The organism is Anaerococcus sp. Marseille-Q5996 (assembly GCF_946893725.1).
Taxonomy (GTDB): Bacteria; Bacillota; Clostridia; order Tissierellales; family Peptoniphilaceae; genus Anaerococcus; species Anaerococcus martiniensis.
Genome location: NZ_CAMPPE010000004.1, coordinates 58,862 through 84,892, shown reverse-complemented (window position 1 = coordinate 84,892; position 26,031 = coordinate 58,862). Strand labels below are relative to the sequence as shown.

General features: G+C 32.9%; 26 protein-coding genes. 7 read left to right on the top strand and 19 right to left on the bottom strand.

Features of this window, described 5'->3' with window-relative positions; translation table 11 throughout:
- Window positions 1-10: 10 nt before the first annotated feature.
- The 4 genes from OC526_RS06345 to OC526_RS06330 are packed head-to-tail and all read right to left on the bottom strand — an operon-like array spanning window position 11 to window position 4,146.
- The gene (locus tag OC526_RS06345; protein WP_262122862.1) at window positions 11-709 is read right to left on the bottom strand and encodes a pseudouridine synthase; all 699 of its coding nucleotides are present in this window, start codon (window positions 707-709) and stop codon (window positions 11-13) included.
- Window positions 706-1,032 carry a PadR family transcriptional regulator gene (locus OC526_RS06340; RefSeq protein ID WP_262122859.1) on the bottom strand — a complete coding sequence of 109 codons (327 nt, stop codon included), beginning with the start codon at window positions 1,030-1,032 and terminating at the stop codon, window positions 706-708. Before OC526_RS06340 ends, OC526_RS06345 begins: the two co-directional genes overlap by 4 nt.
- 40 nt (window positions 1,033-1,072) lie before the next feature.
- Window positions 1,073-3,649 (bottom strand): ATP-dependent DNA helicase, encoded by a 2,577-nt coding sequence (locus OC526_RS06335; RefSeq protein ID WP_262122857.1) that lies wholly within the window; start codon window positions 3,647-3,649, stop codon window positions 1,073-1,075.
- Window positions 3,646-4,146, bottom strand: coding sequence for a GNAT family N-acetyltransferase (locus tag OC526_RS06330; RefSeq protein WP_262122855.1), 501 nt, complete (start codon window positions 4,144-4,146; stop codon window positions 3,646-3,648). The genes OC526_RS06335 and OC526_RS06330 overlap by 4 nt, the downstream gene beginning before the upstream one ends.
- Window positions 4,147-4,240: 94 nt before the next feature.
- Between OC526_RS06330 and OC526_RS06325 the strand changes: the two genes are divergently transcribed.
- Window positions 4,241-5,416 (top strand): NAD(P)/FAD-dependent oxidoreductase, encoded by a 1,176-nt coding sequence (locus OC526_RS06325; RefSeq protein ID WP_262122853.1) that lies wholly within the window; start codon window positions 4,241-4,243, stop codon window positions 5,414-5,416.
- Window positions 5,417-5,488: 72 nt separating this feature from the next.
- Here the strand turns inward: OC526_RS06325 and OC526_RS06320 are convergent, their stop codons facing one another.
- Genes OC526_RS06320 through ilvA form a run of 4 tightly spaced genes read right to left on the bottom strand, consistent with a single transcriptional unit; the run spans window position 5,489 to window position 10,587 of the window.
- Window positions 5,489-6,781 (bottom strand): NAD(P)H-dependent oxidoreductase, encoded by a 1,293-nt coding sequence (locus OC526_RS06320; RefSeq protein WP_262122851.1) that lies wholly within the window; start codon window positions 6,779-6,781, stop codon window positions 5,489-5,491.
- Window positions 6,774-7,982 (bottom strand): aminoacetone oxidase family FAD-binding enzyme, encoded by a 1,209-nt coding sequence (locus OC526_RS06315; RefSeq protein WP_262122849.1) that lies wholly within the window; start codon window positions 7,980-7,982, stop codon window positions 6,774-6,776. The genes OC526_RS06320 and OC526_RS06315 overlap by 8 nt, the downstream gene beginning before the upstream one ends.
- On the bottom strand, window positions 7,979-9,406 hold the full coding sequence (locus OC526_RS06310; RefSeq protein ID WP_262122847.1) for a UDP-N-acetylmuramoyl-L-alanyl-D-glutamate--2,6-diaminopimelate ligase: 1,428 nt from the start codon (window positions 9,404-9,406) through the stop codon (window positions 7,979-7,981). Before OC526_RS06310 ends, OC526_RS06315 begins: the two co-directional genes overlap by 4 nt.
- Entirely contained in the window at window positions 9,403-10,587 is a 1,185-nt protein-coding gene (gene ilvA / locus OC526_RS06305; RefSeq protein WP_262122846.1) for a threonine ammonia-lyase, read from the bottom strand. The genes OC526_RS06310 and ilvA overlap by 4 nt, the downstream gene beginning before the upstream one ends.
- A gap of 104 nt (window positions 10,588-10,691) precedes the next feature.
- Between ilvA and OC526_RS06300 the strand changes: the two genes are divergently transcribed.
- Window positions 10,692-11,324: a hypothetical protein gene (locus OC526_RS06300; RefSeq protein ID WP_262122844.1), complete on the top strand. Its 633-nt coding sequence runs from the start codon at window positions 10,692-10,694 to the stop codon at window positions 11,322-11,324.
- Between the two features lie 48 nt (window positions 11,325-11,372).
- Here the strand turns inward: OC526_RS06300 and OC526_RS06295 are convergent, their stop codons facing one another.
- The 5 genes from OC526_RS06295 to metG are packed head-to-tail and all read right to left on the bottom strand — an operon-like array spanning window position 11,373 to window position 15,716.
- On the bottom strand, window positions 11,373-11,603 hold the full coding sequence (locus tag OC526_RS06295; protein WP_262122843.1) for a glutaredoxin family protein: 231 nt from the start codon (window positions 11,601-11,603) through the stop codon (window positions 11,373-11,375).
- Window positions 11,604-11,645: 42 nt separating this feature from the next.
- Window positions 11,646-12,482 carry a 16S rRNA (adenine(1518)-N(6)/adenine(1519)-N(6))-dimethyltransferase RsmA gene (gene rsmA, locus OC526_RS06290; protein WP_262122841.1) on the bottom strand — a complete coding sequence of 279 codons (837 nt, stop codon included), beginning with the start codon at window positions 12,480-12,482 and terminating at the stop codon, window positions 11,646-11,648.
- Window positions 12,479-13,009 (bottom strand): ribonuclease M5, encoded by a 531-nt coding sequence (gene rnmV / locus OC526_RS06285; RefSeq protein WP_203127224.1) that lies wholly within the window; start codon window positions 13,007-13,009, stop codon window positions 12,479-12,481. Before rnmV ends, rsmA begins: the two co-directional genes overlap by 4 nt.
- A complete protein-coding gene (locus tag OC526_RS06280; protein ID WP_262122836.1) occupies window positions 13,006-13,767 on the bottom strand; it encodes a TatD family hydrolase in 762 nt (253 codons plus the stop codon). Before OC526_RS06280 ends, rnmV begins: the two co-directional genes overlap by 4 nt.
- The gene (metG, locus tag OC526_RS06275) at window positions 13,767-15,716 is read right to left on the bottom strand and encodes a methionine--tRNA ligase (protein ID WP_262122834.1); all 1,950 of its coding nucleotides are present in this window, start codon (window positions 15,714-15,716) and stop codon (window positions 13,767-13,769) included. Before metG ends, OC526_RS06280 begins: the two co-directional genes overlap by 1 nt.
- A 234-nt stretch (window positions 15,717-15,950) precedes the next feature.
- Between metG and OC526_RS06270 the strand changes: the two genes are divergently transcribed.
- From OC526_RS06270 to tyrS, 5 genes are all read left to right on the top strand, one after another.
- Window positions 15,951-17,138 carry an ArsR/SmtB family transcription factor gene (locus OC526_RS06270; protein WP_262122833.1) on the top strand — a complete coding sequence of 396 codons (1,188 nt, stop codon included), beginning with the start codon at window positions 15,951-15,953 and terminating at the stop codon, window positions 17,136-17,138.
- A complete protein-coding gene (locus OC526_RS06265; RefSeq protein ID WP_262122832.1) occupies window positions 17,131-18,990 on the top strand; it encodes an ABC transporter ATP-binding protein in 1,860 nt (619 codons plus the stop codon). Before OC526_RS06270 ends, OC526_RS06265 begins: the two co-directional genes overlap by 8 nt.
- Complete coding sequence (locus tag OC526_RS06260) at window positions 18,980-20,746, top strand: ABC transporter ATP-binding protein (RefSeq protein WP_262122831.1); 1,767 nt, start codon at window positions 18,980-18,982, stop codon at window positions 20,744-20,746. The genes OC526_RS06265 and OC526_RS06260 overlap by 11 nt, the downstream gene beginning before the upstream one ends.
- 106 nt (window positions 20,747-20,852) lie before the next feature.
- Window positions 20,853-21,101, top strand: a complete 249-nt coding sequence (locus OC526_RS06255) for a hypothetical protein (RefSeq protein WP_262122830.1) — start codon at window positions 20,853-20,855, stop codon at window positions 21,099-21,101.
- A gap of 209 nt (window positions 21,102-21,310) precedes the next feature.
- Complete coding sequence (gene tyrS / locus OC526_RS06250) at window positions 21,311-22,561, top strand: tyrosine--tRNA ligase (protein WP_262122829.1); 1,251 nt, start codon at window positions 21,311-21,313, stop codon at window positions 22,559-22,561.
- 39 nt (window positions 22,562-22,600) lie between these two features.
- Here the strand turns inward: tyrS and OC526_RS06245 are convergent, their stop codons facing one another.
- The 6 genes from OC526_RS06245 to OC526_RS06220 all read right to left on the bottom strand — a co-directional run bounded on the left by OC526_RS06245 (window position 22,601) and on the right by OC526_RS06220 (window position 26,015).
- Entirely contained in the window at window positions 22,601-22,918 is a 318-nt protein-coding gene (locus OC526_RS06245) for a hypothetical protein (RefSeq protein WP_262122828.1), read from the bottom strand.
- 104 nt (window positions 22,919-23,022) lie between these two features.
- Window positions 23,023-23,553 (bottom strand): serine O-acetyltransferase EpsC, encoded by a 531-nt coding sequence (gene epsC, locus OC526_RS06240; RefSeq protein ID WP_262122826.1) that lies wholly within the window; start codon window positions 23,551-23,553, stop codon window positions 23,023-23,025.
- Window positions 23,540-24,451 carry a cysteine synthase A gene (gene cysK, locus OC526_RS06235; protein WP_262122825.1) on the bottom strand — a complete coding sequence of 304 codons (912 nt, stop codon included), beginning with the start codon at window positions 24,449-24,451 and terminating at the stop codon, window positions 23,540-23,542. Before cysK ends, epsC begins: the two co-directional genes overlap by 14 nt.
- A gap of 275 nt (window positions 24,452-24,726) precedes the next feature.
- Complete coding sequence (locus OC526_RS06230; protein ID WP_262122824.1) at window positions 24,727-25,278, bottom strand: DUF3793 family protein; 552 nt, start codon at window positions 25,276-25,278, stop codon at window positions 24,727-24,729.
- A 2-nt stretch (window positions 25,279-25,280) separates the two neighbouring features.
- Window positions 25,281-25,712 carry a flavodoxin gene (locus tag OC526_RS06225; RefSeq protein ID WP_262122822.1) on the bottom strand — a complete coding sequence of 144 codons (432 nt, stop codon included), beginning with the start codon at window positions 25,710-25,712 and terminating at the stop codon, window positions 25,281-25,283.
- A gap of 150 nt (window positions 25,713-25,862) precedes the next feature.
- A complete protein-coding gene (locus OC526_RS06220) occupies window positions 25,863-26,015 on the bottom strand; it encodes a FeoB-associated Cys-rich membrane protein (RefSeq protein WP_073998245.1) in 153 nt (50 codons plus the stop codon).
- Between the last annotated feature and the right edge of the window lie 16 nt (window positions 26,016-26,031).

Genomic DNA, 26,031 nt, shown 5'->3' with positions numbered 1-26,031 from the left:
TTATGTATCTTTAGTCAAGGAAAAGCTCTAACTCATCCTCATTTAGCTCCCTATATGCTCCCTCATTTAAAAATGGATCTAGTTTTAAATCTCCAATAGCAATGCGTTTAAGTCCTACAACTTCATTGCCTAGATTTGAAAATAATCTTTTAACTAAGTGAAATTTGCCCTCGGTTACTTTTACAATGGCTTTTTTCTCATCTATTATTTCAAGTTTTGCAGGCCTTGCTATGTAACCTTCTTCTTTGATTTCAACACCATTTTTAAATTCTTCTATCAAAGACTCATCAATTGTGTCTCTAGTTTCTACTTCATAAGTTTTTTCTATATTTGAATTTGGGCTGGTAATCTTGTGGATAAATTTGCCATCAGTTGATAATAGCAAAAGTCCAGTTGTATCCTTATCAAGCCTGCCTGCAATTGATAGGTCAAGCATTTGATAAAAATCATCCAGCAAGTCAATTACGGTTTCATCTTCATCAACTGTTGCTGATAAAACTCCTGCTGGTTTATTCATAATTATATAAATATTGTCAAAATATTCTACAAACTCTCCCATATAGAAAACTTCATCTACATTTGGATCAACTTGAGTAGATGAATCTTTTACAATTTCGCCATTGATAATTAGGGCACCTTTTTTTGCATTTCTTTTGATATTGCGACGAGTGTCTAGTTTTGCATTGCCTATCATCTTATCTACTCTCATTTGTTCCCCTTTTCTATCACCTTGTAAACAGCTTGGTTTAGCTCCTCGTAGTTTACATAAAAATTTGTCAAATATTCTCTACCCTTAGCTGTAATATAATAATATTTTCTTTTAGGACCGATTTCTGATTTTTTGTAGCCACCTAGTATATAACCCTTTTTTGTAAGTCTGCTTAAAATTGGGTAGACTGTCCCCTCTGTCATAGTGTAAAACCCGCTACGTTTGAGTTCTTCTACTATTTCGTAGCCATAGGTTTCGTTATTTTTTATTATATGGAGGATTACTCCTTCTATTACGCCCTTTAACATTTGAGATTCTATCATAATATCACCTAGCTATATTGTATTACATAGTAGAGTTTAATCAATATCTGTCACAATAGTATTTCATAGGACAGTACTTACATTCATTTATATCATCTGTTTTTTGGTAGATGTGGTCATTTACGATATTTTTTGCAATATCATCTATCAAATCAATATCAAAATCCCTTTCATTTACTGGCAACAATTCATCATTGTTTACAAAATAAAGATACATTTGATTTACTTTTTGCTTATTATACTCCATTATATATTTGTATGTTATCAGCTGGTTTTGATATTTTTCCAGGACTTTTTTATCGTAAAATCCTGTTTTGATATCCAAAATCGAATTATCAGCTAGTAATATATCTATATTACCCTGGAGTATATAAAAATCTCTGTCTGCCTTAAAGTTTATCTCAGTAGATTTTACGTCAAATTTTCTATTTTCAAAATTTTCTAATGGGATTTTGTAGGCTGGGTCTTTGGCATATAACTTATCAAAAAAGTTATTATTTAAATTAGTATTAGGATTTTTGGCCAAATATTCGCTTAGATTATGGACATTGGTCCCAAATTCCAAGGAATTTGTTAAAGGCAATTTAAAATTTAACTTTCTTAAAAACTTGTATTTTAATGGGCAAGAATTGTAAATTGCGATATCTGTTGTGTAGGCTAAGATAGCTTTTTCTTTTTTTGCCTCTGCTTTTTTAAAATCAATAGTCCTTAAAATCGAACTATCTGGCAGGGTATTTGCAAAATTTTGGATAATATTGTCCCTAGAATTGTCCAAAACAACCAAAAGTTTTTTGGCACGGGTAAAGGCTGTGTAATATTTTCTATAAAAATCACGGACTCCTCCATCAGAATTAGTATTTGTTTTTTCATAGGCTGACAAAAAAGTTTTTCTTTCTTCTCTTGGATAGTCATTAAGTCCAGATACAAAAACCACATCAAATTCTAATCCCTTGGCATTGTGGATGGTCATAAAATTTATGGCATCATATTCTTCTGGTAGATTTTCAAACTCTTTTATAGCCTTGGTTTTGTAATGGTAGAAAAGATAGCCGTAGATAAATTCTATATAATAATTTGGATTTTCTCTATCAAAAATCTCCTCATATTCGCTAAGTTTTTGGCTAAAGATTGCAATATTATTTTGGGCCTTTTGACTTTCCAGCTTATCAAGTTTTTGGCCTAAAATTTCCTTTAAAATTGGTAGATTAAAAGACTTATATAAAACTTCGCTTAAGGAAATGTTTTTTGTATTTTGAAATCCTCTTATAAATCCATCCATTTGATTGGATTTAAAGGACTGGTCATCAAATAAAGACGCTATATATCTTCTAAAATAAAGTTTGTCCAGTTCTTCTTTTGAAAGATTTTCCTGGTAGCCAATATTTGATGGATATGTTGTGAAAGTTTTGGCAAAAATATACATTAAAATTTTAATCTCGTAGGATTCAAAAAAGTTTGTGCTTGCCTTATTTAAAACTGGTAAAGAATTATTTTCTAAATACTTTTGTAAATTTTTGGCATAGGTATTGTTTAGGGTTGGAAATAAAAAAGCTATTTGGTTCAGATTTAAATCTTTTTTTAAGATATTAATTATTTTTACCAAATTTTCCATGTTCTCAGCACGAGCCTTAACAACCGTATTTTGATTGACCTTGCTATCGATAGATTTTAGGTTTTTAGCAAACAAGTCTGATTTTTCATTTGCCTTTATAAAGTCTTGGGCAACATCAATTATGGCTTGGTTTGACCTATAATTTATATCTAGCTTATAAAAATTTGCTGGAGCATTTAATTTTTCCTTGCAAACCTCATTAAATTCTAATAAATTTTTAGGATCTGCTCCTCTAAAGCTGTAAAGGGACTGGTCATCGTCTCCAAAAACCATAATATTTTTGTTTTTTAAAAGGCCAAAGGCGATTTCCTGCTGAATAAAGTTTGTATCTTGGTACTCATCTATGATTACAAAGTCAATACCCTCACGTATTTGTGGGCCGATAATAGAATCAGCCAATAGGTCATAAAAATTTTTTAAGATCATCTGGAAGTTTAAAAGATGATTTTCCTTTAAAATATTTAGATGAGTATTAAAAATCTCAAAACTTATCCTATCTCTAGGATTTTTTGAATTTTTTAATACTTGAGGGTCGATGAGATTATTGGTAATTTTAGCAAAAATATCCTGTATTGTGTAAACTTCATAGCCATTGATATTTTCCTTAAAACCATCGATTTTATAAAATCTATCAAGATAACGCTGAATTAAATATCCTTCCATTTGAGGCTCTATGACCTTATTGTCAAAAAAACTATCATCTAGTTTTTTGTAATCTGATAAAAAACTAGATGCCAAGCTATGAAAATTACCTATTTTAAGGTCGTTTAAATCAGAATTGATTCCTTCTTTTTTAAATTCTGTAATTATTCTTGAATTTAGCTCAGCTGCAGCCTTTTTGGTAAAGGTTGTAAGCAAAATTTTATTGGCAGGAATTCCATGATTTTTTACTAAATCGACAACTTTTTTTACAATGGTAAAGGTTTTGCCAGTGCCAGGCCCTGCAATAACAGCAGCTGGTGTTTGGCCATCTTCTATAATTAATCTTTGTCCTTCATTTATCATAGTATCAGTTCATAGGCTATGCGTAGTTTAGTCACGCCAGCATCTTTGATATAAATTTTCCCAAGTTCTTCAAAACCCATCTTTAAAATAAGGCCACGCATCTTAAAATTGTCCTCATGGGTATCTATGCGGAGTGAATCTTTATTATTTTCTTTTGCATAAGCAATTATTTGATCAAAAAATTTGCTAGCTATACCCTTGCCTATTTCATTTGAATCTACACAAAAAGTATGAATTGTATTTGCATTTACTCCCTTTACAATATTCATAACTGCTGCATATGTTGGCTCATAGTCTTCTGACAAATAGGCATAGGCCAAAATTTTATCATCATTATCATAAACAAAGGCATTTTCACTTGATATTTGCCTGCCCAAAAGCATTATGTCGGGGCTACCATTTTGCCATTGGTCTATACCATCGTTTTTTAGGGCAATTTTTGCATCATCTACTATCTTATTTACATTTTTTAAATCACTTAAGTTTGCTTTTCTCATAGGAATATTATACCTTTAAATTTGCATATATATTTTTATCAAAATCGGGTATGTAATAAATATATTGATTATAATATGTAAAGGAAGAATATTTATGTATGATTATTTAGTTATAGGTAACGGCATAGCCGGCCTTTCAGCTACAGAAGAAATTAGAAAAAAAGATGCAGATGCTACAATTTTGATAGTATCAAACGAGAAAAAAAGTACTTATTGGAGGACTAGGCTATCTCATCTAATCAGCCAAGATTTTGAAATTGATGATCTTTCAGTTAAAAAACAGCCTTGGTATGACGAAAGAAAAATAGATGAGAGATTAGATTGCCCTATAGAAAAAATTGACCTTGAGAAAAACGTTGCCATACTTTGTGATGGAGAAGAAATTGAATATGGCAAAGTCCTTATAGCGACAGGTGCAAGGCCATTTATTCCTCCAATAAAAAATATTGAAAGCAAGGGTGTTTTCGCAATAAGAACCATTGATGATTTGATGAATTTTAAAGAATATGTGGCAGATAAAAGCAAGGTTGTAGTTATCGGTGGTGGTATCCTAGGCCTTGAAGCTGCTCATTCTGCCCTACTTCTAGAAAAAGAAGTAACTGTAATCGAAAGCTTTGACTACTTACTATCTCGCCAGCTAGACAAGGACTTATCAGAAAAACTTGAGAAATCTTTAAATGATATGGGTATTAAGACCTATACTGGCAAATTTACTGAAGAAATCATTGAAGAAGATGGCATAGCAAAAGGAATAAGACTATCAGATGGTACAGAAATTCCAGCAGATGCCATTATGGTTCAAGCTGGTATCCGTTCAAATATAGACCTTGCCAAAAATTCTGGCCTTGATGTAGACCGTGGTGTTTTAGTAGATGATGGTCTAAAAACAAAATATGACAATGTCTATGCAGCTGGAGATTGTGCACAAATTGGTGATTTTACAATAGGTCTTTGGACAAGCAGCCAAGAAATGGGAAAAATTGCCGGCAACAATATGGCAGGAGATAGCCAAATGTATGAAAAACCAAAACCATTTTCAACTCTTACAATAGGTAATATAAAAATATTCTCAGCTGGCCTAAGCTCTGGTGAAGGTATTGAAGAGGAAAGAAAAGAAAATGACGGAAATATCTACAAGTTATTTAAAAAAGATGACAAATATGTAGGTGGTATCCTTTGGGGTGATATTAAATATCAAAACGATGTGAAAGATATCGTTTTTAACGGAAAAGATCTTAAAGAAACAAAACTTGGGGAGATTTTTGCCTAGTTAAATTTTTACTTAATTATTATCAAAATAAACTAATAAAAAAACGAAATGGGAAATCCATTTCGTTTTTTATTACAATTTCATTGAATTTTGTCTTCTTCTAAGTCTTGTTACAGTTGCCCTATCATCTACTTCTACCATTGTCATATCAATTAATGTATCTTTTGGAATGTCAACTGTTGCAACTGTTTTTTCTGTTATCATCCCTATTGGTAGTAGGTCTTCTTTTATAGACCTAGTATGGCTGGTTATCTTTCCGTATACTTTTTCGCTGCCTATACCATCTAGGGTCTCGCCTTTTTTGATGTCCCTTTTTGCAATTGTAACTGTATCTGCTACTTGGCCTTGGATTGGGGCTATTGTTGCTTCATTCTCTACAACTGCCTTAAATATTGTAATTGGCGCTTCAAGACTTGTTAGGTGATATGGTCTATACATTAGATAGTTTGGACCATCTCCAAATCCTAAAAATTTCATAAGGTCACGTACATCTTCTTTATCACTTGTTACTATGATAAATACTCCTGGCGCCATGCCTGTTGAAAACTCAACAACCTTATAATTATCAAGGTTTCCGCCATCTTGTTTTAGTTTAAAATCTTCTACTGCTGTCTCAGGACTTGAAGCTATGCCATGGCAGCCAAATGTGTCTGGCAAAAATCCTAGGGCATTGCATACGCTAGTAAGCTCAATCATGGTGTTTGTACCATCTACAAAGCTTGTTAGCATTTTTGCTGAGAGTTTTTTCTCTTTTGCTTCTTCTTTTAAGCTTTCTGGTGTTGCGTACTCATCAAGTCTGTTGTTTTTACCCTTTCCAGCTACTAGGACATCAAGACCCATACCAAAGGCATTTTCGCAAAGATCAATTATCGCACCCGGTTCATCACCTAGAATTCCTGTATAAACTACTCCTGCTTTTTTAGCCATATCGTGTAAAACCGGGCCAACTGTAGCTTCGCACTCCACATTAAAGGAAATCATGTGTTTGTGGTATTGGATAGTTTTTCTGGCAATAACTGCACCAAAAGATGGATTGCCTGAACAATCTAGGACAGCATTTATTTGTAAAAGCTTGTAGCATAGTCTATAGTTTGTAGAAACACAAACATAGCCTTTTTCTAAGATTTCATAACCCTCGTTATAGTCATCCGTGTATATGATTTTATCCTCAGCAACACCAGCTTTTTTCAAAGCTTCGATTGCCTTTTGTGGAGTACGGTCAATAACAAGCTTTACTTCCATAGCATCTATATTTGCAAGTTGGGAAATAAGGCTTGTTCCCATTTTGCCAGCACCCATGATGGCAAGTTTGATTGACTCGCCATTATATTTCATTTCATTTAATTCTCTACTTATTTTAAACATCTAAGCTCCTTAAATAATCGCTGGCCACTTTTGCTGTGGAGGCTGCCCAGGAAATATTATATCCTCCGCAATCACCAGCTACATCTTGGCATTCTCCTATAAAAAACACATCCCTAATCTTTGTAGATTCCATAGTTTTAGGATTTATAAAATTGCTATCCACTCCACCAAGAGTGACTTGGGCATTTTGTCTATCATGTATGTCTATTACTTCAAATCTTAGCGACTTTAGAGTATTTACTAGCTTATCAAAGTCCCTATTATCGATTTCAAAACCCTTTTTGAAAGGCTTAATCTTTGAAATTCTTAGAATATCATCGATTAATTTTTCATTGATCACACCAATTAGTATATCTTTTATAGGCCTTTTAGCAAATTTATTTATAAGGCTTGCCAGATAATCTATAAAGTCTTCTCGGGAATATTCTGGGAAAAAGTCTATATATATATGAGAGGACTTTTTATAAGATAAACTTTCTGATAGGTCAATTGAAATATCTAAAATTGCTGTTCCTGTTAGCCCGTAGTCTTGAAAAATCACATCATCAGTAGATGCTTTAATAAATTTATCATCTACATATAAACTTGCTTTTGCAGTAACCTTTGTTCCCTTGGCTTTTTTTGAAAGTTTCTGACGGGTCTCATAATTTGTTATGGCATAGGTCATATCTGTAAGAGGAATTTGATTTTTTATCAAATCAAAAATCTTACCGTCTGATCCCGAATTTTTTAAAGTTATGCCCCCACTTGCTATTACTAATTTGTCATATGAATATGTTTTTGTATTGGTTTTTACTTTTTTATTTTTAAAGTCAATTTTTGTGACTTCTTCATTAAATATAAATTTTGCCTTATCCTCTGCTGCCAAAAATAGAGAATCTCTGACAGTTTTAGCACTCATAGTCTTGGGATAGCACCTGCCTGATGGTAGATTTGTAGTTGCAATTCCAATTTCCTTAAAATATTCTATCAAATCTTGGTTGGTAAAATACTTAATAGTATGGTTTATAAGTTGATCATTGTTTGCCTTAAAATTGTCTGATGAAAAGTTAAGGTTGGTAAAATTGCAACGTCCATTGCCAGTAGCTAGAAGTTTTCTACCTGCAAATTCATTTTTTTCTATAACTGCGACATCGTGTTTGTCCATAAAGGAAGCAAAAAATAGACCAGCTACTCCTGCCCCAATCACTAAAATTTTCATTGGTTTTTTATAGCCTTTTGGACTGTTTCCATCTCGTTATATGGAGTTTTTTCATTGCCGTGATATTTCATAAAATGCTCTTCGCCCTTGCCAAGCATAAGGATATAGTCTCCCGGATTTGCTTTTTTTATAGCAAAGGTCATAGCTTCTAAGCGGTCTTCTATTCTCTCGTAGTCTCCACCAAGTTCATCAATGCCAGCTGCAATCTCATCTGTGATGTGCTCATAATTGTCAAATTTTGGATCATCTGTAGTAATTACTGCAAAAACATTATTTTTTGCACAGGCATTGCCTATAAGTCTTCTAAATTCTGTATTTCTGTCACCATTTATGCCAAAAACTGCATAGGTTTTTACATCTTTTGGTATGGATTCAAAAATAGCCTCAAAGGCCCTTGGTGTGTGGGCAAAGTCTATGATTATATTTTTATCTAAATCATTTTCTACATATTGAAATCTAGATGGCAATCCCTTAAATACTTTTAATTTTTCAGAAATTTCTTTAAGGCTAGCTCCCATATTATTTAAAGTTGCAATTGCTGCAAGTTTATTATAAATCTCATAATCTGCAATGGAATTTATAGTAAAATCTACTCCATTTACTTTAAAAACAGTAGTTTTTTCATTTTTTACTATATCAGTAGCCCTATAATCAGACCCACTTTCTTTTCCAAAGCTAATGGCATCCGGGAATTTTTCTTTGGCTTTTTTGCCGTAAGAATCATCTAGATTTACAATTTTATTCTTTGCATGATCTAAAAGTATCATCTTCGCTACAAAATACTCATCCATCGTTTTGTGGTAGTCTAAGTGTTCTGTAGAAAGATTTGTAAATATCCCATAGTCAAAGTCAATTCCATTTAGGCGGTTTTGAACTAGGCCATGGCTTGATGCTTCAAGTACTACATGATCTATATTTTTTTCTAAACTCTGATTAAAAATCTTATTTAGAATATAAATATCTGGTGTAGTGTTGGATGTATCAGAGCGTTCATTTCCAATGAAAGTGCCGTCTGTACCGATATTTGTAGCATTGCCATAGATTTCTCTCATCAAATAATAAATGGTAGTGGCAGTAGTAGTCTTGCCATTTGTACCTGTCACTCCAACAACTGTCATCTTCTTAGATGGGAAATCTTCTAGGATATTTGAAATATCAGATAGGGCATATCTACTGTCAGCTACTTTTATATAGTTTATCCCATCTTTAAAGTCTATGTCATTTTGATAAACTATGGTTTTTGCACCATTTTCTATGGCATGGTCGATATATTGGTGGCCATCATTTAGAGTGCCTGCAACCGCTACAAATATATCACCTTGCTCTACTAAATTTGAGTTGTTTGTTATATTTTTTATTTCTTCATCATTTTGTTTTTTTATATCTATATAGTCAATTTGTTTTACTAAACTATCAAAGGTCAATGTATTATGTATCCTTTCTTAGCTATGACATCGTGGATTTTTTTGACATGGTCTGGGCCGTTTGTTTCTAAGGTGATTTCAACATTTATATTTTTAAATCTGCTGGCTTCTTTTAGGCTGTCATGGTCTATTGATATGACATTTGCCTTGGTATAGGCAATATCTGCCAATAAGGATTGGAGTTTGCCTGGTATATTTGGCACTTCCACGTTAATACGGGTAATGAGGCCAGTTTCGTATAGTCCACGATTGATAAGTTGGGAGATAAAACTCATATCGATATTGCCCCCACTTATAATAGAAACTACATTTTTGTTATAAAAATTAAGTTTATTAAGGGCAGCCAGACTTAGGGCGCCAGATGGCTCTGCAACTAACTTATGTTTTTCCATTAGGCTTATAAAGGCCATGAGAATTTCTTCATCAGTTACTGTTATCCAGTCATCTACATAGTCTTTGGCAATGTCGTATGTGTATGATCCCACTTCTGCAACGGCTGTACCATCTGCAATTGTATCAACACCTTCTAACTTAATTATCTTACCTTTTTTGACAGACTCTTGCATAGAACGGGCTGAATATGGCTCAACTCCAATGACTTTGATAAGTGGGCTGATTTGTTTAATACACTTTGCAACTCCTGCGATAAGTCCGCCCCCACCAACTGGAACGATGACATAATCTACATATTCAAGTTCATCTATTATTTCAAGGCCAATAGTTCCTTGACCCTCGATAACATCCAAATCATCAAAGGGAGGTATAAAAGTATATCCGTTTTCCTCAGCAAGTTTTATAGCATGGTCTTTGCAGGCATCGAAGTTCTCTCCGTATAAAACTACATTTGCCCCGTATTTTAAAGTACCATCTACCTTTATCATGGGAGTTTGTTCTGGCATACAGATTGTAGCATTGATGCCTAGTTTGTTTGCAGAATAAGCCACTCCTTGGGCGTGATTGCCGGCAGATGCTGTGATAATGCCTACTTCTTTGGAATTCTCATCTAGTTTTGATAGTTTATTATAGGCTCCGCGAATCTTAAAAGACCCAGTTTTTTGCATATTTTCAGGCTTTATGTAAACGTTATTAGAAGCAAGGTCGGAAAAGTATTCTGAATAAATCAAATGAGTTGGTCTAACGACCTCATCTAGTCTCTTTTTAGCACTTGTAAAATCAAACATAGCACACTTCCTTTCTATAGTTGATTATAACAATTTTTTCACAAATATTAAACAGTTTTATAATTCCAAAAATCTTGATATAATTAAAGCAATAAGGAGAGAATATGAAAATACTTTTGATAATACTGATGGCCCTATCTCTTAGTTCCTGCCAAGAAGCCCAGGACTTTATGTATGAGAATTTTTCTTTGCAAAAAAATATAGATATTGCCGATGAAAATAGCAGAAAAAATATAGAAGGCGATTTTAAATTAGATGGCTTTGGCTACACATTTCCACCAAATGTGGGACGATTTGTTCAAAATGGCTTTGATTACAGCGCTGCCATAGACGGAGAGGCCCAAAAGGAAAATTTAGAAACAATACCTGCTGGCAAAACCGCCGATATTTTCCTAAAAAAAGATGACAATCAAATCTTTGTAAAAGCGACAAATAATAGCGGGTCTGACATAGATATCCTGGATGCTCCCATAAATTATATTGAAATTTCAAACATTGAACTAGCAAATATGGACTTTGCCTTAGGTGAGATAAAATTTGGTGATGCTCTTTATGATATAGAAGCAAAAGTTCCAGATAAGGAAATCATAGAACTAAGGCAAAATACCAAAGATGCCCAAAACGACCAATACTATATGTATTTAAACGGCAAATATGTGGCGATTTTTACTATGTACCAGGGAAAAATTGCTGGAGTCGAGATAATACCAAATGAAAGTTTATCTACTTATGAATAAAAATAATTTGCATTTAAAAAGAGGGCTTTATGCCCTCTCTTATTTTTCTTATAAACCAAGTTTTGCTTCAATAGCTGGTTTATCAAATCCTATGATGTCTTCGCCATCGATGTTAATTACAGGAACTCCTCTGTATCCTTTTGATACTAGGTATTCTACTGCATCTGGATTTTCGTCTATGTTTAATTCTGTAAAGTCAATATTATTGTCATTGAAATATTGTTTCGCTGCTTTACAAAAAACACAAGTATTTGATGTATAAACTTTAATATCTGCCATTTGTATCTCCTTACTTTCATTTACTTAATTACTTATACCCAATTAAGACAATTCATTGGCTAAACTTATATAATCATCTAAGGATAAATTTTCTGCCCTTAGATTTTCTGCTAAATTTAGCTTCTCAAAGGCTAATTTCAAATCATCCTTAGCCACTACATCAGATAAGGAATTTAGGATAGTCTTTCGTCTTTTGTTAAAGCCTGCTCTTACTAGCTTAAAGAGCATATCCTGATTAACCTTATCATCATAAAGCCTCAATTTTAGATTTAATATAGTTGAATCAATCTTCGGTTGGGGCATAAATACTGATTTTGGTAGGTTTATGACTACTTTTGCATCAGTGTAAAATTTTATAAATACCGAAAGAGAACTATACTCTTTATCAGATTCACTTGCAACCATGCGCTCGGCTACTTCCTTTTGAACCATGATTGTCATATCTTCACAAGCAATTCCTGTTGTTATTAGCATTTCAATGATTGGGGTTGTGATATAGTAAGGAAGATTTGAAACCACCTTAAAGCTTTCTCCATTAAATTCTTCTTCTACTAATTTTTTAAGGTCAACCTTTAAAATATCCTCATTGATGACTTTTGCATTTTCAAATTCCCCTAGGTTTTCTTCTAAAATAGGTATCAACGTTTGGTCAATCTCTATGGCCACAACTTTTTTAGCAAGCTTTGCCATCTCATAGGTGATAGTTCCTATACCAGGACCTATTTCTAGGACATTTTGATTTTCAATCTCTGCCGCATCGACAATCTTATCTACAAAATTTTTATCTATCAAAAAGTTTTGGCCAAGGGATTTTTTGAATTTAAAATCATATAGGTCGATAATCTCTCGAACTACCTTCGGTGAATATAGTTTTTTCATAAAGCTTCTACCGCCCTTTCAAATTCCTCACGGCTGATAGCAAAAGAATTTAGCTTGCTTAAAAGCTGCTTAGAATTATAATAACCAATGCCTAAGATATCTCCAAGTTTTTCCCTATTTTCTTTGGCACCCTTGCCAATGGAAAGTCCATTATTTACCAAATCTGCCATTACAAATTCATTTCTTTTTTCAACTGTTTCTGCCTTGGCATTGTTTAAGGCATCTATAATTACTTGTGGCTCTGCATTTTCTACACCCAAGTCGTTTTTCTTTATGGCTAGCTTTCTATCGATATAGGCGTGTTTGGCATCTGGGATGTGCCTTGCAATTTTTTCTCTAATTTTTTTGCCAGCATGGTCTGGGTCTGTGAGGATTATTATGCCAGTGCGTTCATTTATTTTTTCTAAACGGTCTATCAATTCTTTGCCAAAGGCAAGACCATTTGTAGCAATTATTTCACAATCAACAGCTCGTTTTACATTGGCTATATCATCTTTTCCTTCAACAACTATGGTTTCTTTTATCATAAATTAAAAAACTCCTTGGTATTGTTGTAGGTCCTTTTGGCAAGCTTGTCCATTTTCATATCGCGAAGATCAGCTACTTTTCTTGCAACTTCAACCACTCGTCTAGGATCGTTTCGAAGGCCACGATATGGGTCTGGAGTTAGGTATGGACTATCTGTTTCTAGCATTAGTCTTTCGATCGGCACATTTCTTGCTGCATTTTGTTCATTTATACCATTATCAAAGGTAACTACTCCACCTATTGAAATAAAAAATTCCATTTGCATATATTTTTCTAAAGTTTCTAGGTCATCTGAAAAGCAATGGATTTGAATTTTTAAGTCTTGGTAGTCCTTTAAGATTTCAATCACATCATCCTTGGAGTCTCTTACATGGATTACTGCTGGCTTTTCTAGTTTTCTGGCTAGCTCTAATTGGTGGATAAATATTTCTTTTTGTTTTTTCTTATTATCATCTTTCCAATAATAATCTAGGCCTATCTCGCCAATTGCTATTACTTTTTCATTTGTGGCAAGACTTTCCAATTCTTCCAAATCTTTATCAGTAATATCATCAACTTCTTCTGGATGGATGCCTGCCATTGCATAAAAATTGTCGTATTTTTCAGCAAGTTCTATTGCCATTTTGCTATCAGCTATATTTGTAGCAGGATTTATGATTGCCTTTAGACCAAAATTAGACAGGTCATTTAAAATAAATAACCTGTCATCATCAAATGCCTCATCGGTAAGGTGGCAGTGTGAATCTATTAATCTCATTAAGAAACCTTACTTCCTGGTTTCATATCTTTTAGGGTTGTTAAAAGTGATAGTTCATCATCAAAATCACTTGCTAGGATCATGCCTTGGGACTCGATGCCTCGCATTTTTCTTGGAGCAAGGTTTTTAACAACTATTACATTTTTATTAACTAAATCACTTGGCTCATACCATTTTTTGATACCAGAAATAATTGTGCGAGGGTTTTCTTCTCCCACATCAACAGTAAATACTAAAAGCTTGTCAGCATCTGGATGCTCTTTGGCTTCAAGGATTTTTCCTACAACCATTTCTACCTTTGTGAAGTCTTCAAAAGTGATTTCTGGCAGGCTCTCTTCTTCTTCTTTGACCTCAGCGCCCTTTCTAAGTCTTTGAGCAATAAGTTCGTTGTTGCGGTCGTGAAGTTTTTTAAGTTCCACTTCGATATCTAGCCTATCAAATAGGTTATCCCCCTTTGTAACTTTTGCTCCTTCTTCTAAAAGACCAAATTCTCCTGCAGATGCAAAACCTTTGTTGTCTGCCCCAAGTTTTTTAAGAATTTCCTTGCTAGTATTTTTCATCACTGGCTCGATTAATTGGGCAACTATTCTTAATGATTCTGCTAAATTATATAAAACTGAGTTTAGCCTATCTTTTTTGCTTTCATCACGACCCAAAATCCATGGTTCAGTTTCATCTACATATTTATTAGCTCGTCTTATAAATGTCCAAACTGATTGTAGGGCGTCATTAAATTTAAAATCATCCATTTGGCTTACAAAGTCAGTGTAGGTTGTTTTTGCAAGGGCCTTTAATTCTTCATCGTAAGTATCAGTTTCACTTCCCTTAGCAACTAGACCACCATTGTATTTATCAATCATTGATGTAGTTCTTGAAACTAGGTTTCCAAGGTCATTTACTAGGTCAGAATTATATCTTTCCATGTATTTTTGGCTAGAGAAGTTTCCATCTGATCCAAAGTGGAACTCACGAAGAACAAAATATTTTAATGCATCCACACCGTAAAGTTCTACAAGTGGTTCTGGATACATGATATTTCCCTTGGACTTACTCATCTTATCATTGTCAAAAAGAATCCAACCATGGGCAAAAACTTTTTCTGGAATTGGTAAATCAAGAGCCATTAAAAGGGCAGGCCAAATAATAGTATGGAATCTTACAATGTCCTTTCCTATCAAATGGACACTTGCAGGCCAGTATTTTTCAAATTTCTTTGGATTATCCCCATAGCCAATTGCAGATAAGTAGCAAGAAAGGGCATCTATCCAAACATAAACCACATGCTCATTATCAAAAGGAACATCTACTCCCCAGTCGAAGGTATTACGGGTTACAGAAAGGTCAGAAAGTCCCTTATCAATGAAGTTGTTTAACATTTCTTTTTGGCGGAATTGTGGCTCAAGAAAATCTGGATGGTCTTTAAATAATTCTTTTAATCTATCTTCATATTTTGATAGTCTAAAGAAATAGGATTCTTCTTCTTGGTATTCAACATCGCGGCCACAGTCTGGGCATTTACCATCTTCTAGTTGACCTTCAGACCAGAAAGTTTCACAAGGAGTACAGTAGTATCCCTTATATTCGCCCTTATAAATATCACCTTGGTCATAAAGTTTTTTGAAGATATTTTTTACATCTTCCTCATGTTGAGAATCTGTTGATCTGATAAAACTATCATAGTCAATTTGGAGTTTTTTCCAAAGTACTTTTGTCTCATCAGCTATAATATCAACAAATTTTTGAGGGCTGGTGCCATGGGCAATAGCAGATCTCATTATTTTTTGTCCGTGTTCATCAGTTCCAGTTACTAGATATGCATCATAGCCATTTAAATTTTTATATCTTTTTAAAACATCAGCAATTATTGATGTGTAAGTATTTCCAATATGTAGGTTACTATTAGGATAGTATATTGGAGTTGTTATATAATAAGGTTTTTTTTCTGTCATAAGCTATCCTTTCTTTTAGAAAATATATAGATATATCATACTTCAAATCTTATCATCTACCTAACTAATTGTAAATTTATTAAATCTTATTATTTTAGAAAATAAAATCATTAGATATATATCAAACTATATGAGCTTGTAATTAGATTATTTTCTATCTATAATAGAATTAACAACAGTACATATCTAACTAATTTATATAATATTAGATATGTATCTAAGAAAGGATTAGAAATGACAAAGCTAACATTTAAACTAAATCGCAAAATAAACTTTGAAAATGAAGCAGGACTTCTTATTTTTAACTATACAGACTACAAATCCCATCCCAACCCAAATAAGATTGATTGGAAAGATTCCTATATAGATTATAAAAATAACGACAAAAAAGTTATCAGAATGGAAGAAAATTTTAAGGCCCACCCTGCATATATGAATTTTTTAAGGGAAGTAAGAAGCGAATCTTTTTACTTAATCGAAGATTTTTTTGAACATAAAAACGATGATATAAGGACTCTTTTTTATATTTATGAAAAGGGTGATGAGAATTTTTTACCATTTATCCTATCCATATTTCAAAATCTAGATATAAAAGATGAAAACACTCTTAGCTACCAATCATTTAAAGAGCTATATGATATATTTTTCTTTCAATATATGGGATTAGATTATATAAACCTAGCTGAAGATGGCGTATACACTTATAAAGACCTTAATGAATATATGAATGGGCCTAGAATTATGGAATATCTAGCCTCATCCCCATTTTCCGATGAGGATACCATGACCTTATTAAGGGCCTACCAAAATACAAAAGACATCTACGATAGGTTAAAGCCCTTTATAGAAAAATTATCAGTAATTATAGAAAATAAAGTCCATATACTAGATGACTTACTTTATGAAAGTTTTGAAAATTTAGAAAAAAGCAATTATAAAATAGCCTATAATTTTACTAAACAGGTTGGTATGGATGAGATGGCCAGCAAAGAGAGCGAAGAAATCACCATTTCTATTCTACTTTTTTTGCCATTTACTCAGATGTTTAGATTTATGGATTTTTATAATTTCAGCAAAGCAATAAAATTAGGAATTTTAGTTGATAAGAAACAGACAAAAGAAAGCCCTTATAAACTTTCAAGTATTAGCCAGGATTTAATAGCTTTAGCAGATCCAACTAGGATTCAAATCCTAGACTATCTAAAGGAAGCTGATTACTATGCCAAGGAGCTTTCAGAAAAACTTTATATCACTCCAGCAACCCTATCTTATCATTTAAACAAATTATTAATTAGTGGCTTTGTAGGGCTTAGAAAGGAAGGCCGCAGATACTATTATTATCTTAGAAAAAATGGCTTTGAATATTTGATAGATAATTTATCAAAATTTAATCAAGATATTAAGGAGACCCACAATGAATGAAACTATTAAAAAAGATTTAAGCAGGTTTTTAACCACTGATGAAAATATTAGATCATATTTAAGAAGTAACAAACTAACAAATGTAGAAATTTTAAAATATGCCTATGCTCCATTTAAGGAGAATAGAAAAATAATAGCAAGTTTAATTATTTACCCCATAGTAAATGGCATCATGCCGGTATTACAAGCCTTTATTATGTACTATCTGGTGGGGCTTATTGAAAATAATACTAGGCTAAACACCTTAATTTTAACAATAGCCCTCTACAGCCTGATAATTTTTATCTGCTCTATAATTTCCAACCAAATAGAGTACAAGACCTATGCAAAATATATGGCAACTAGGTTAGATTTTTTCAGAAAATCAGCTGCTAGGATAATGGAAATGGACTATGGACTTGGTGAAAACGCTGACTTTATGGCAGAATTTACCAAAGGATTCTATCCTTTTTCAAACAATGTAGAAGGCCTTGAAGGCATATACCACGATATGTATCCTCTGCTTTCAAATCTAGTATCCTTTATACTGATTAGCATTATTATGGCAAAACTTTCACCCTTAATTTTTGTCTTTGCTCTAGGGTCAATTATTATCCAGCTTATTATAAGAAATTTTACTGATGCCTATAGGCACAAGCACATGACAGAGCTTCAAAAAGTTTCTAGAAAAACTGAAAGATACTATAAGGAAGCTAGTGATTTTTCCTATGCCAAAGACATTAGATTATTTGCCTTTAAAGAAATTTTTATAGAAGGTTTTAAGCCCCTAGTAGATAATGTTTATAAAATTTCCAATAAATTTATTAAGCCTGAAATCTACCTATCTCCAGTCCTTGCAATACTTATTGTAGGAATAGAAGCTATTGCTTATTACTTTTTATTTGGAAAAATGACAAATAAGACAATTAGCTTACAAAATCTAACCCTTGCCATAACATCAACTACTTTGTATGTAAGCATTATATCTTCTCTTGTTATGAACATTTCTAAAACAAAATCAAATCTAAGGTATGTATCAGATGGTTTTGATATGATTCGTGCAGACCTTAATTCAACTAGGGGTGATAAGAAAATATTTGGTCCAATTTCTATAGAATTTGAAGATGTATCATTTGCCTATCCCCTATCGGATAAAAAAGTTTTGGACAACTTATCTTTTAGGATTAACTCCGGCCAAAAGATAGCCATAGTTGGTGTAAATGGTGCTGGAAAATCTACCATAGTATCTCTAATCCTTGGCCTTTACAAGCCTAGCTCTGGGAAAATTTACATAAATGGAATTAATAGTGACCAAATTGACCTTAAGGATAGATTTAAGGCCTTTGCAACAGTCCTTCAAAATGTAGAGCCCCTAGCTGTTAGTATTGCAGAAAATGTTGCAGCAAGCTCAGATAATATCAATAGAGACAGGGTGGTAGAATCGCTAGAAGCTGCTGGCCTAGCCTATAAATTAGACCAAGTAGAAAAAGGCATAGATACTCCTATGACAAAAAATATCCACGAGGATGGTACACTTTTCTCGGGTGGAGAAAACCAAAAACTCGCCATTGCCCGCGCCTTATATAAGAAAGATGCCAAGGCTATAATCATGGATGAACCAACCGCCTCTTTAGACGCACTTGCTGAAGAAGAAATATATAGGCAAATAGAAAATATTTCATCAGATAAAACTCTAATTTTTATATCCCACAGACTAGCATCTACAAGATTTTGTGATAAGATTTTGCTCCTTGATGGCGGTAAGATAAAAGAATTTGGTAGCCACCATGAATTATTAAAACAAGATGGTCTCTACAAAGAAATGTATGAAAGCCAAAAGAAATATTATGAGGAGGCAAAAAATGAAAAATAAATACAAAGCCCTAGCAATGCTTACTCAAATCATAGGAAAAAATGACCCCTTATATTTGCTAGCCCTCTTTGCTAAGTCTATCCTGCCGGCCCTAGATAGTATTGTAAATATCTATGTTCCAATGATTTTTATAGGCCAACTAACAAATCCTAGACCAATAGCTGACTTTATTTATCAAATCATAATGCTAATAATAGTAAAATTTGCCCTAACAAGTTTATCACGCATAGCCAACAGAAGAGAGTTTGTAAGAAGAAGCGCTATCAACGAATACGTGTCATTTGAAATATCAAAAAAATCCATGGATCTAAGCTACTATAATATAGAAGATCCCCATGTCCTAGATTTAAAAGAAAAGGCCGGAGCTGCCCTTTCTTTTGGAAGCCTGCATACATTATTGTTTTGCCTAAAGGATATAATCCAAGGCCTATCAACTATGGTCGGAACAGCCATTATCATAATAAATTTCTCACCATACCTTGTTGGATTTTCTTTATTAATATCCATTCTAATAATAATGATAGACAACAAACTTTCTAGATATACCCAAGAATTTGACCAATCAATTGTTGATGTCAACAGGCGATTTTCTTATTATTTCTCTCTAATGGGTGGACCAGCTTTTCAAAAAGAGATTAGAGTTTATGACATGGGCGATTTGATTCAAGAAAAAACCGGTGTTTACTTAGACCATATGATGGCAAGGTTTAATGATAAATTTTCTTATGAAGCAAACGCCAATGCAGTTAAAATATTTTTAGAATCTGTCATAAGACTAGTATCCTATTCTTATGTAGCAATGAGAACTCTATCAAATTCTTTTGGTCCTCAAATATCATTTAGTGAATTTTCAGTGATAATAGGGGCAAATGAAAACTTTATGAAATCTTTCCAAACAATGTTTGCTGAAACAGCTGATTTCCTAATAAATCTTAAAAATCTAGAACCCATATACGAGTTTATGAACCTAGATGTAGATCCAGAAGAAATGCTAAAAGAAGCTAGCGATTTTGAAAGTTTAGAATTTAAAAATGTTTCGTTTTCTTATCCAGGATCTGAAAGACTAATCTTAGATGACATTTCTTTTAAGATAAATAAAGGAGAAAAGATATCAATTGTTGGAATAAATAACGCAGGCAAAACTACTTTAGTAAAGCTGATTTCTAGATTTTTTGAAATAGCTAAGGGAGATATTTTATATAATGGAGTAAATATAAAAGCATATAAAAAAGAATCACTTTATAAAAAAATCTCAGCCGTTCTCCAAGACTTTGCCATTATGCCCTTTACCATCAAAGAAAATATCATAGCAAATAAGGACTTTGATTATAAAAAAATGGATAAAATATTAAATGACCTTGACCTAAAAGAAAGATTTGAAACCCTTGATAATGGCATAGATACCTATCTAAATAAGGATATTTATGAAGCTGGCACAGACCTATCCCTAGGCCAAAAGCAAAAACTTGCTATTGCTAGATGTCTATACCAAAATCCAGATTTAATTATTTTAGATGAACCTACAGCAAGCCTAGATCCTCTTGCAGAAGCAAAAATATACGAAAATTTTAATCAAATTACCAAAGATAAAACTGCTATCTTTATTTCTCATAGGATGAGTTCAACAAGATTTACTGATAAAATCCTAGTCTTAGATGAAGGCAAGGTAAAAGCCTTTGATAGCCATGATAATTTGATGGCCTATGACAATATATATTCAAAATTATATAAATCCCAGGCCAAATACTACAATTAATAAAATATAAGCTAGTAAAGTAAATATACTTGCTAGCTTATTTAATTATTTTATTGATTAACTTTTATATTTATATATAATGAAACTAAAAAGGAGGCCATAGGATATGAAAAAAGAAGTAGACCAGCATAAAAATCGAATGAGCATATTATTTTTCATCTCTTGTCTCATCGTAGCGCTTGGAGATAAGTTTTTAACAGGCACTAGCTACTTCATTTCGCAAATAATTGCCTATATATTAATTATTTATAGTATCTATTCCGGGAATTTATTTAGCAAAAAATTAACCATTTTATTTATTATAAGCTCTAGCCTAATGCTAATAGGAGAAGTAGGCTCTTTTATAAGTGGATAGGCTAATTGAAGATTTATTAGATAAAGGGTATATTATAAATAATTAAATATAACTTGATAATGAAAACCCAGTAAGGAGATTTTCCCGAATTACACTTTCATTGAGTTTAACACTATTCTTTGTGTAAAAGAAAGCGAGTATAAAAAGAGGTGGTACCGCAGATTTCTGCCCTCTATACTCTTTTTTTGTGCCAATTTTTAGGAGGATATATGAAATTTACTTATGATAAAGAATACGATAATGTGTTTGACGAACTGGTAGAACGTGGTTACTACGAGCAAGCTACTGACGAAGCTGAGCTTAAAGAAAAATTAAAAAATGAAAAACTAACTTTCTATTGTGGTTTTGATGCGACTGCTGATTCATTAACAGTAGGCCATCTTATCCAAATCATGGTTATGATGCGTATGCAAAATTATGGCCACAAGCCTATTGCTCTTTTAGGTGGTGGTACAACTCTAATTGGTGATCCATCTGGTCGTTCTGACATGAGAAAGGTCATGACAGAAGAAACAATAGATAATAACGCAGAAAGATTTTACTCTCAATTTCAAAGATTTTTAGAATTTGGCGATGATGCTGCAACTGTTGTAAATAATAAAGACTGGCTTACAGAATTAAAATTCTTAGAATTTTTACGTGATGTGGGTAACGAATTTTTAGTAGGCGAAATGCTAAAAAAAGATGCCTACAAAAACCGTATGACAGCTGGTGGCTTAACATTCTTTGAATTTTCTTACATGCTTTTACAATCCTACGACTTCTTAGAACTTTACCGCCGCCATGATTGTACCTTAGAAATCGGTGGATCTGACCAATGGTCAAATATCATCGGTGGAGTAGACTTAGTTCGCAAAAAAGAAAATGACAAAGCCTACGGGATGACCTTTTCCCTACTTACAACAGCTGATGGAGTAAAAATGGGTAAATCTCAAAAAGGTGCAGTATGGCTTGATGAAGAAAAAACTAGCCCATATGAACTTTTCCAATATATGAGAAATGTTGATGATAGGGATGTAGAAAAATTCTTACTCCAACTTACTTTCTTACCAACAGAAGAATGTAGGAAACTAGGTTCTGCAACTGATGCAGCAGATATAAACCATGCTAAAGAAGTATTAGCCTTTGAAGTTACAAAACTAATCCACGGTGAAGAAAAAGCCAAGGAAGCCCTAGATGCAGCAAAAGCACTATTTGCAGGTGCTGGTAATGAAGATGCTATGCCAACAACAGAAATTTCAAAAGCAGATTTACCAATTGGTTTATTACAACTAATGACAGATGTTGGACTTACTCAGTCAAATGGTGAAGCAAGAAGACTTATCAAACAAGGTGGAGTTTCAATTGATGATGAAAAAGTATCTGACCCAAGCCTTGAAGTTACAGAAGATTTGTTTACAGATGATAAAATAATAATCAAAAAAGGAAAGAAAAACTTCCACAGAGTACTTTTAGGATAAAAATATAAGGGGCGAATTTGCCCCTTTTTTATTGCAAATTTATTCATATATTAAGTAATTGTAAAATATAAAAGTTACGAGAGATAATATTATACCATCTACTACTGGACTTGCTGTAAGGTAGGATAGATTATGACTATCTCTAAAAATAACTGACCCTGATAAAAAAGCCAATAGCAGGAACAAAAATAATTTACCATTTTTCTTTATTTCTAGTATATCATTATAATAATATCCTGCTCCAAGAATTATAAGTAAGGGGATGGTGTTTTTAAAAACTATCTGACTTTGGTAAAGCAAAAAATGAAGCAAGATTCCAAATGCGAAAATAAGTGCATACTGAGTTTTCTTTGCCATATAAACCTTCCTTTATCTACCTTCTTAATATTTTATAAGCTATAAATTGTATAAAAAAACTTCTAAATAAGATTTTTAAAGTCTTACTTAGAAGTTTTTAAAAATTATTTATTTTTTATAATCCTAGCTGGTGCACCAACAGCAGTTGCATTATCGATAACATCATCTAAAACAACTGCGTTGGCCCCTATTTTTACATTATTGCCTATATTTATGGCACCTAGGACTACTGCGCCTGCACCTATCATGACATTGTTACCTACCGTTGGGTGTCTTTTTCCTTTTTTATTTTCAACTGCACCTAGGGTTACACCGTGATATATCAAGCAGTCTTCGCCTACTTCTGCAGTTTCTCCAATTACAATACCCATTCCATGGTCGATAAAGGTTTTTCGGCCAATCTTTGCCCCAGGATGGATTTCTATGCCTGTTTCTATCCTTGATTTAAAGGCTATTTCATCCGCTTCATATTGTTTGCCCTCTATCCAAAGCTTGTGGGCTCTATAATGGCTTAAAAGAGCTTTTATACCTGGGGAATAAAGGATAGCCTCTTCTTTACTTTTTAAAGATGGATCTTTCTTTAAGGCAGCTTCTAAAAGTTCCTCTTTATATTCTTCATAACTAATTAATTTCATATAGGCTAGTTGATAGGTATCTTTCCCCAGTATCTGGAAGTACTGTTACAACTGTTTTACCTTCACCTAATTTATCTGCTATTTCAATTGCTCCTACTACATTGGCACCTGATGAGATTCCTACTGCAAGGGCCTCATCTTTTGCTAATTGTCTACTCATTTTTATTGCATCATCACTTGCTACACTTACAATGTCATCTACTACATCAAAATCTAGATTTTTAGGAATGAAGTTACCACCTATACCTTGGATTTTGTGGCTAGAGGCTTCTCCACCTGATAAAAGGGGACTTTCTGCTGGTTGGATAGCGTAGATTTTGATATTGCTATCTTTTTCTTTTAATTTTTTACCAACTCCAGATACTGTTCCACCTGTACCAACTCCTGCTATGAAAGCATCTGGTGTTAGTTCTGCTAAAATTTCTGGTCCTGTTGTTTCGTAGTGGGCTTTTATATTTGCTGGGTTTGAAAACTGGTCTGGGAAGTAGTATCCATCTTTTTCTGCAAGTTCTTTTGCCTTATCTACTGATCCTTGTAGGGCATTTTCTGTTGTTCTTATTACTTCTGCCCCATAAGCTCTTGCTAAAAGTTCACGTTCTTCACTCATAGAAGCTGGCATAGTTAGAATCAATTTATATCCTTTGGCTGCACATAAGGCTGCTAGGGCTACACCTGTATTACCACTTGTTGGCTCCACAATTGTATCTCCAGCTTTAATTTTGCCTTCTTTTTCTGCTTCTTCTATCATATATAGGGCAATCCTATCTTTAATAGAACCAGCAACATTATTTTTTTCTACTTTTACATATATGTCAGCTCTGCCCTCTTTTTTTAAGGAATCTAACTTTAGTAGTGGAGTGTTTCCTATAAGTTCTTTAGCATTATTTTTAATAGACATATTACTCTCCTTTTATAAATATAAACTTATGTAAATATACATAAATTTTTCATGGGGATCTTTTGCTTACTATTATATCTAATCCTTTATTTTATTCAAGTTTATAAGTATGTATAAAAAAAAGCAACCTAACTGACTTGCCAGTTTATGGTTGCCTTTGTGAGTAATTTAAAATTACATCGGTATGTTTACGCATTTATCTACCAAGCCTATATTTTTAGGAGATCTTGCATGAACTTGGTAGATTTCTTAATAATTGTAAAAATAGATTTATTCTATGAAGTATCTATTTCCACTAATTTCATAAGCTTACACTTATTTCCATTAGCTTCTATGTAGATTCGTCGAATTTTATCATATAAGTCAAATAATTTACACTTGTCCTCCTTATCTTTATAAACTTTCCAATAACCACTATAAAGGTAATTTCTTCCTTTATTTTCAATAAATCCCTTTACATCATCATAGGGATAACCGAGAATCAAGCCTATTTCATGTGGAAATTCATTTTCTAAAAATCTCTTTTTTAAACAACTGGTACAAGAATCAATATTACTTGTATTATAACCACAAGTTTTTAAAAAATTTTTTGTTTTTTCATAGTTAAGAGATTCTTGCAATAAGCATTTTCTAAAACATAAAATTGAAGATGTTCTCTCTCTTTTCGATAGAATCTGAAAGTATATATCGTATTTATTAAAATCTTCGTTCCAAGTTTCTATAAGTTTATCCACATCATAAACTATATTAGATACAGTAAATAAGTTTGATGGTTTTATATTTGCTAAAACTTGGCTACAATAAAGGGATAATAACTCGTATCCCATCTTTATAAGTGTTTGATTAGCTCATCTGCTAAATCATGACAAGATTTGATATCCCCATCTGTTGGACTATCGTATACAGCAAGACCGTCTGCTGCCAAATTAATATTATGCTTTTTGCATCTTTCTTGCCAGTCTATCATCCATTGACCTTCATTCCACTCATATGAACCAAATATAATAACTGCTTTATTTTCAAGTTTTTCTTCGACTGATTCAAACATTGGCTCAAATTCACTTTCTTCAAGAGACTCATCTCCCATAGCTGGGCAACCAAAAGCAAAAGCATCGTACTTGTTTAGATTTGTAGAATCAAAACCGCTAGCATGATAAATATCTAATTCAACTTGATTTTCCTTTAGTCTTGCTTCAATGGCATTTGCCATTTGTTCTGTATTACCTGTTCCTGACCAATATATTATAGCTACTTTTGACATATTACTTCTCCTTATATAATGTATTTTTTTATAATGTATCGTATAACGATAATCATTATCAATAGTTATGCAAAATTTTTTGAAAGCCTCTAGTTTATCCAAAGACTTTCAAAAAATTATTACAGTTTAAATATTAGTATAAACTATTTCTTAGAATTTATTTTTATTGAAACCTTTTTGTGGATTGTGACCTGGACAATCCTTGCAGCCTTCATTTGCGTCATTTTTTATAAATCTAGTATAAACAATGTAAGCACATACTAGCAAAATTATTATTAAAAGAATCCATGATTGTAGGTTCATCTTTACCTCCTATTTC

Bases quoted from the DNA above. Each gene is read 5' to 3' on its own strand.
- OC526_RS06265 (WP_262122832.1), top strand. From the start codon at position 17,131: ATGAATGAAACTATTAAAAAAGATTTAAGCAGGTTTTTAACCACTGAT.
- OC526_RS06225 (WP_262122822.1), bottom strand. From the start codon at position 25,712: ATGTCAAAAGTAGCTATAATATATTGGTCAGGAACAGGTAATACAGAA.
- OC526_RS06270 (WP_262122833.1), top strand. From the start codon at position 15,951: ATGACAAAGCTAACATTTAAACTAAATCGCAAAATAAACTTTGAAAAT.
- OC526_RS06335 (WP_262122857.1), bottom strand. From the start codon at position 3,649: ATGATAAATGAAGGACAAAGATTAATTATAGAAGATGGCCAAACACCA.
- OC526_RS06230 (WP_262122824.1), bottom strand. From the start codon at position 25,278: ATGGGATACGAGTTATTATCCCTTTATTGTAGCCAAGTTTTAGCAAAT.
- rsmA (WP_262122841.1), bottom strand. From the start codon at position 12,482: ATGAAAAAACTATATTCACCGAAGGTAGTTCGAGAGATTATCGACCTA.
- epsC (WP_262122826.1), bottom strand. From the start codon at position 23,553: ATGAAATTAATTAGTTATGAAGAATATAAAGAGGAACTTTTAGAAGCT.
- OC526_RS06260 (WP_262122831.1), top strand. From the start codon at position 18,980: ATGAAAAATAAATACAAAGCCCTAGCAATGCTTACTCAAATCATAGGA.
- OC526_RS06300 (WP_262122844.1), top strand. From the start codon at position 10,692: ATGAAAATACTTTTGATAATACTGATGGCCCTATCTCTTAGTTCCTGC.
- OC526_RS06295 (WP_262122843.1), bottom strand. From the start codon at position 11,603: ATGGCAGATATTAAAGTTTATACATCAAATACTTGTGTTTTTTGTAAA.
- OC526_RS06340 (WP_262122859.1), bottom strand. From the start codon at position 1,032: ATGATAGAATCTCAAATGTTAAAGGGCGTAATAGAAGGAGTAATCCTC.
- metG (WP_262122834.1), bottom strand. From the start codon at position 15,716: ATGACAGAAAAAAAACCTTATTATATAACAACTCCAATATACTATCCT.
- OC526_RS06245 (WP_262122828.1), bottom strand. From the start codon at position 22,918: ATGGCAAAGAAAACTCAGTATGCACTTATTTTCGCATTTGGAATCTTG.
- tyrS (WP_262122829.1), top strand. From the start codon at position 21,311: ATGAAATTTACTTATGATAAAGAATACGATAATGTGTTTGACGAACTG.
- OC526_RS06220 (WP_073998245.1), bottom strand. From the start codon at position 26,015: ATGAACCTACAATCATGGATTCTTTTAATAATAATTTTGCTAGTATGT.
- ilvA (WP_262122846.1), bottom strand. From the start codon at position 10,587: ATGTTTGATTTTACAAGTGCTAAAAAGAGACTAGATGAGGTCGTTAGA.
- OC526_RS06280 (WP_262122836.1), bottom strand. From the start codon at position 13,767: ATGAGATTAATAGATTCACACTGCCACCTTACCGATGAGGCATTTGAT.
- OC526_RS06345 (WP_262122862.1), bottom strand. From the start codon at position 709: ATGAGAGTAGATAAGATGATAGGCAATGCAAAACTAGACACTCGTCGC.
- cysK (WP_262122825.1), bottom strand. From the start codon at position 24,451: ATGTCTATTAAAAATAATGCTAAAGAACTTATAGGAAACACTCCACTA.
- rnmV (WP_203127224.1), bottom strand. From the start codon at position 13,009: ATGATAAAAGAAACCATAGTTGTTGAAGGAAAAGATGATATAGCCAAT.
- OC526_RS06325 (WP_262122853.1), top strand. From the start codon at position 4,241: ATGTATGATTATTTAGTTATAGGTAACGGCATAGCCGGCCTTTCAGCT.
- OC526_RS06330 (WP_262122855.1), bottom strand. From the start codon at position 4,146: ATGAGAAAAGCAAACTTAAGTGATTTAAAAAATGTAAATAAGATAGTA.
- OC526_RS06255 (WP_262122830.1), top strand. From the start codon at position 20,853: ATGAAAAAAGAAGTAGACCAGCATAAAAATCGAATGAGCATATTATTT.
- OC526_RS06315 (WP_262122849.1), bottom strand. From the start codon at position 7,982: ATGAAAATTTTAGTGATTGGGGCAGGAGTAGCTGGTCTATTTTTTGCT.
- OC526_RS06320 (WP_262122851.1), bottom strand. From the start codon at position 6,781: ATGTTTAAAATAAGTAGAGAATTAAATGAAATGAAATATAATGGCGAG.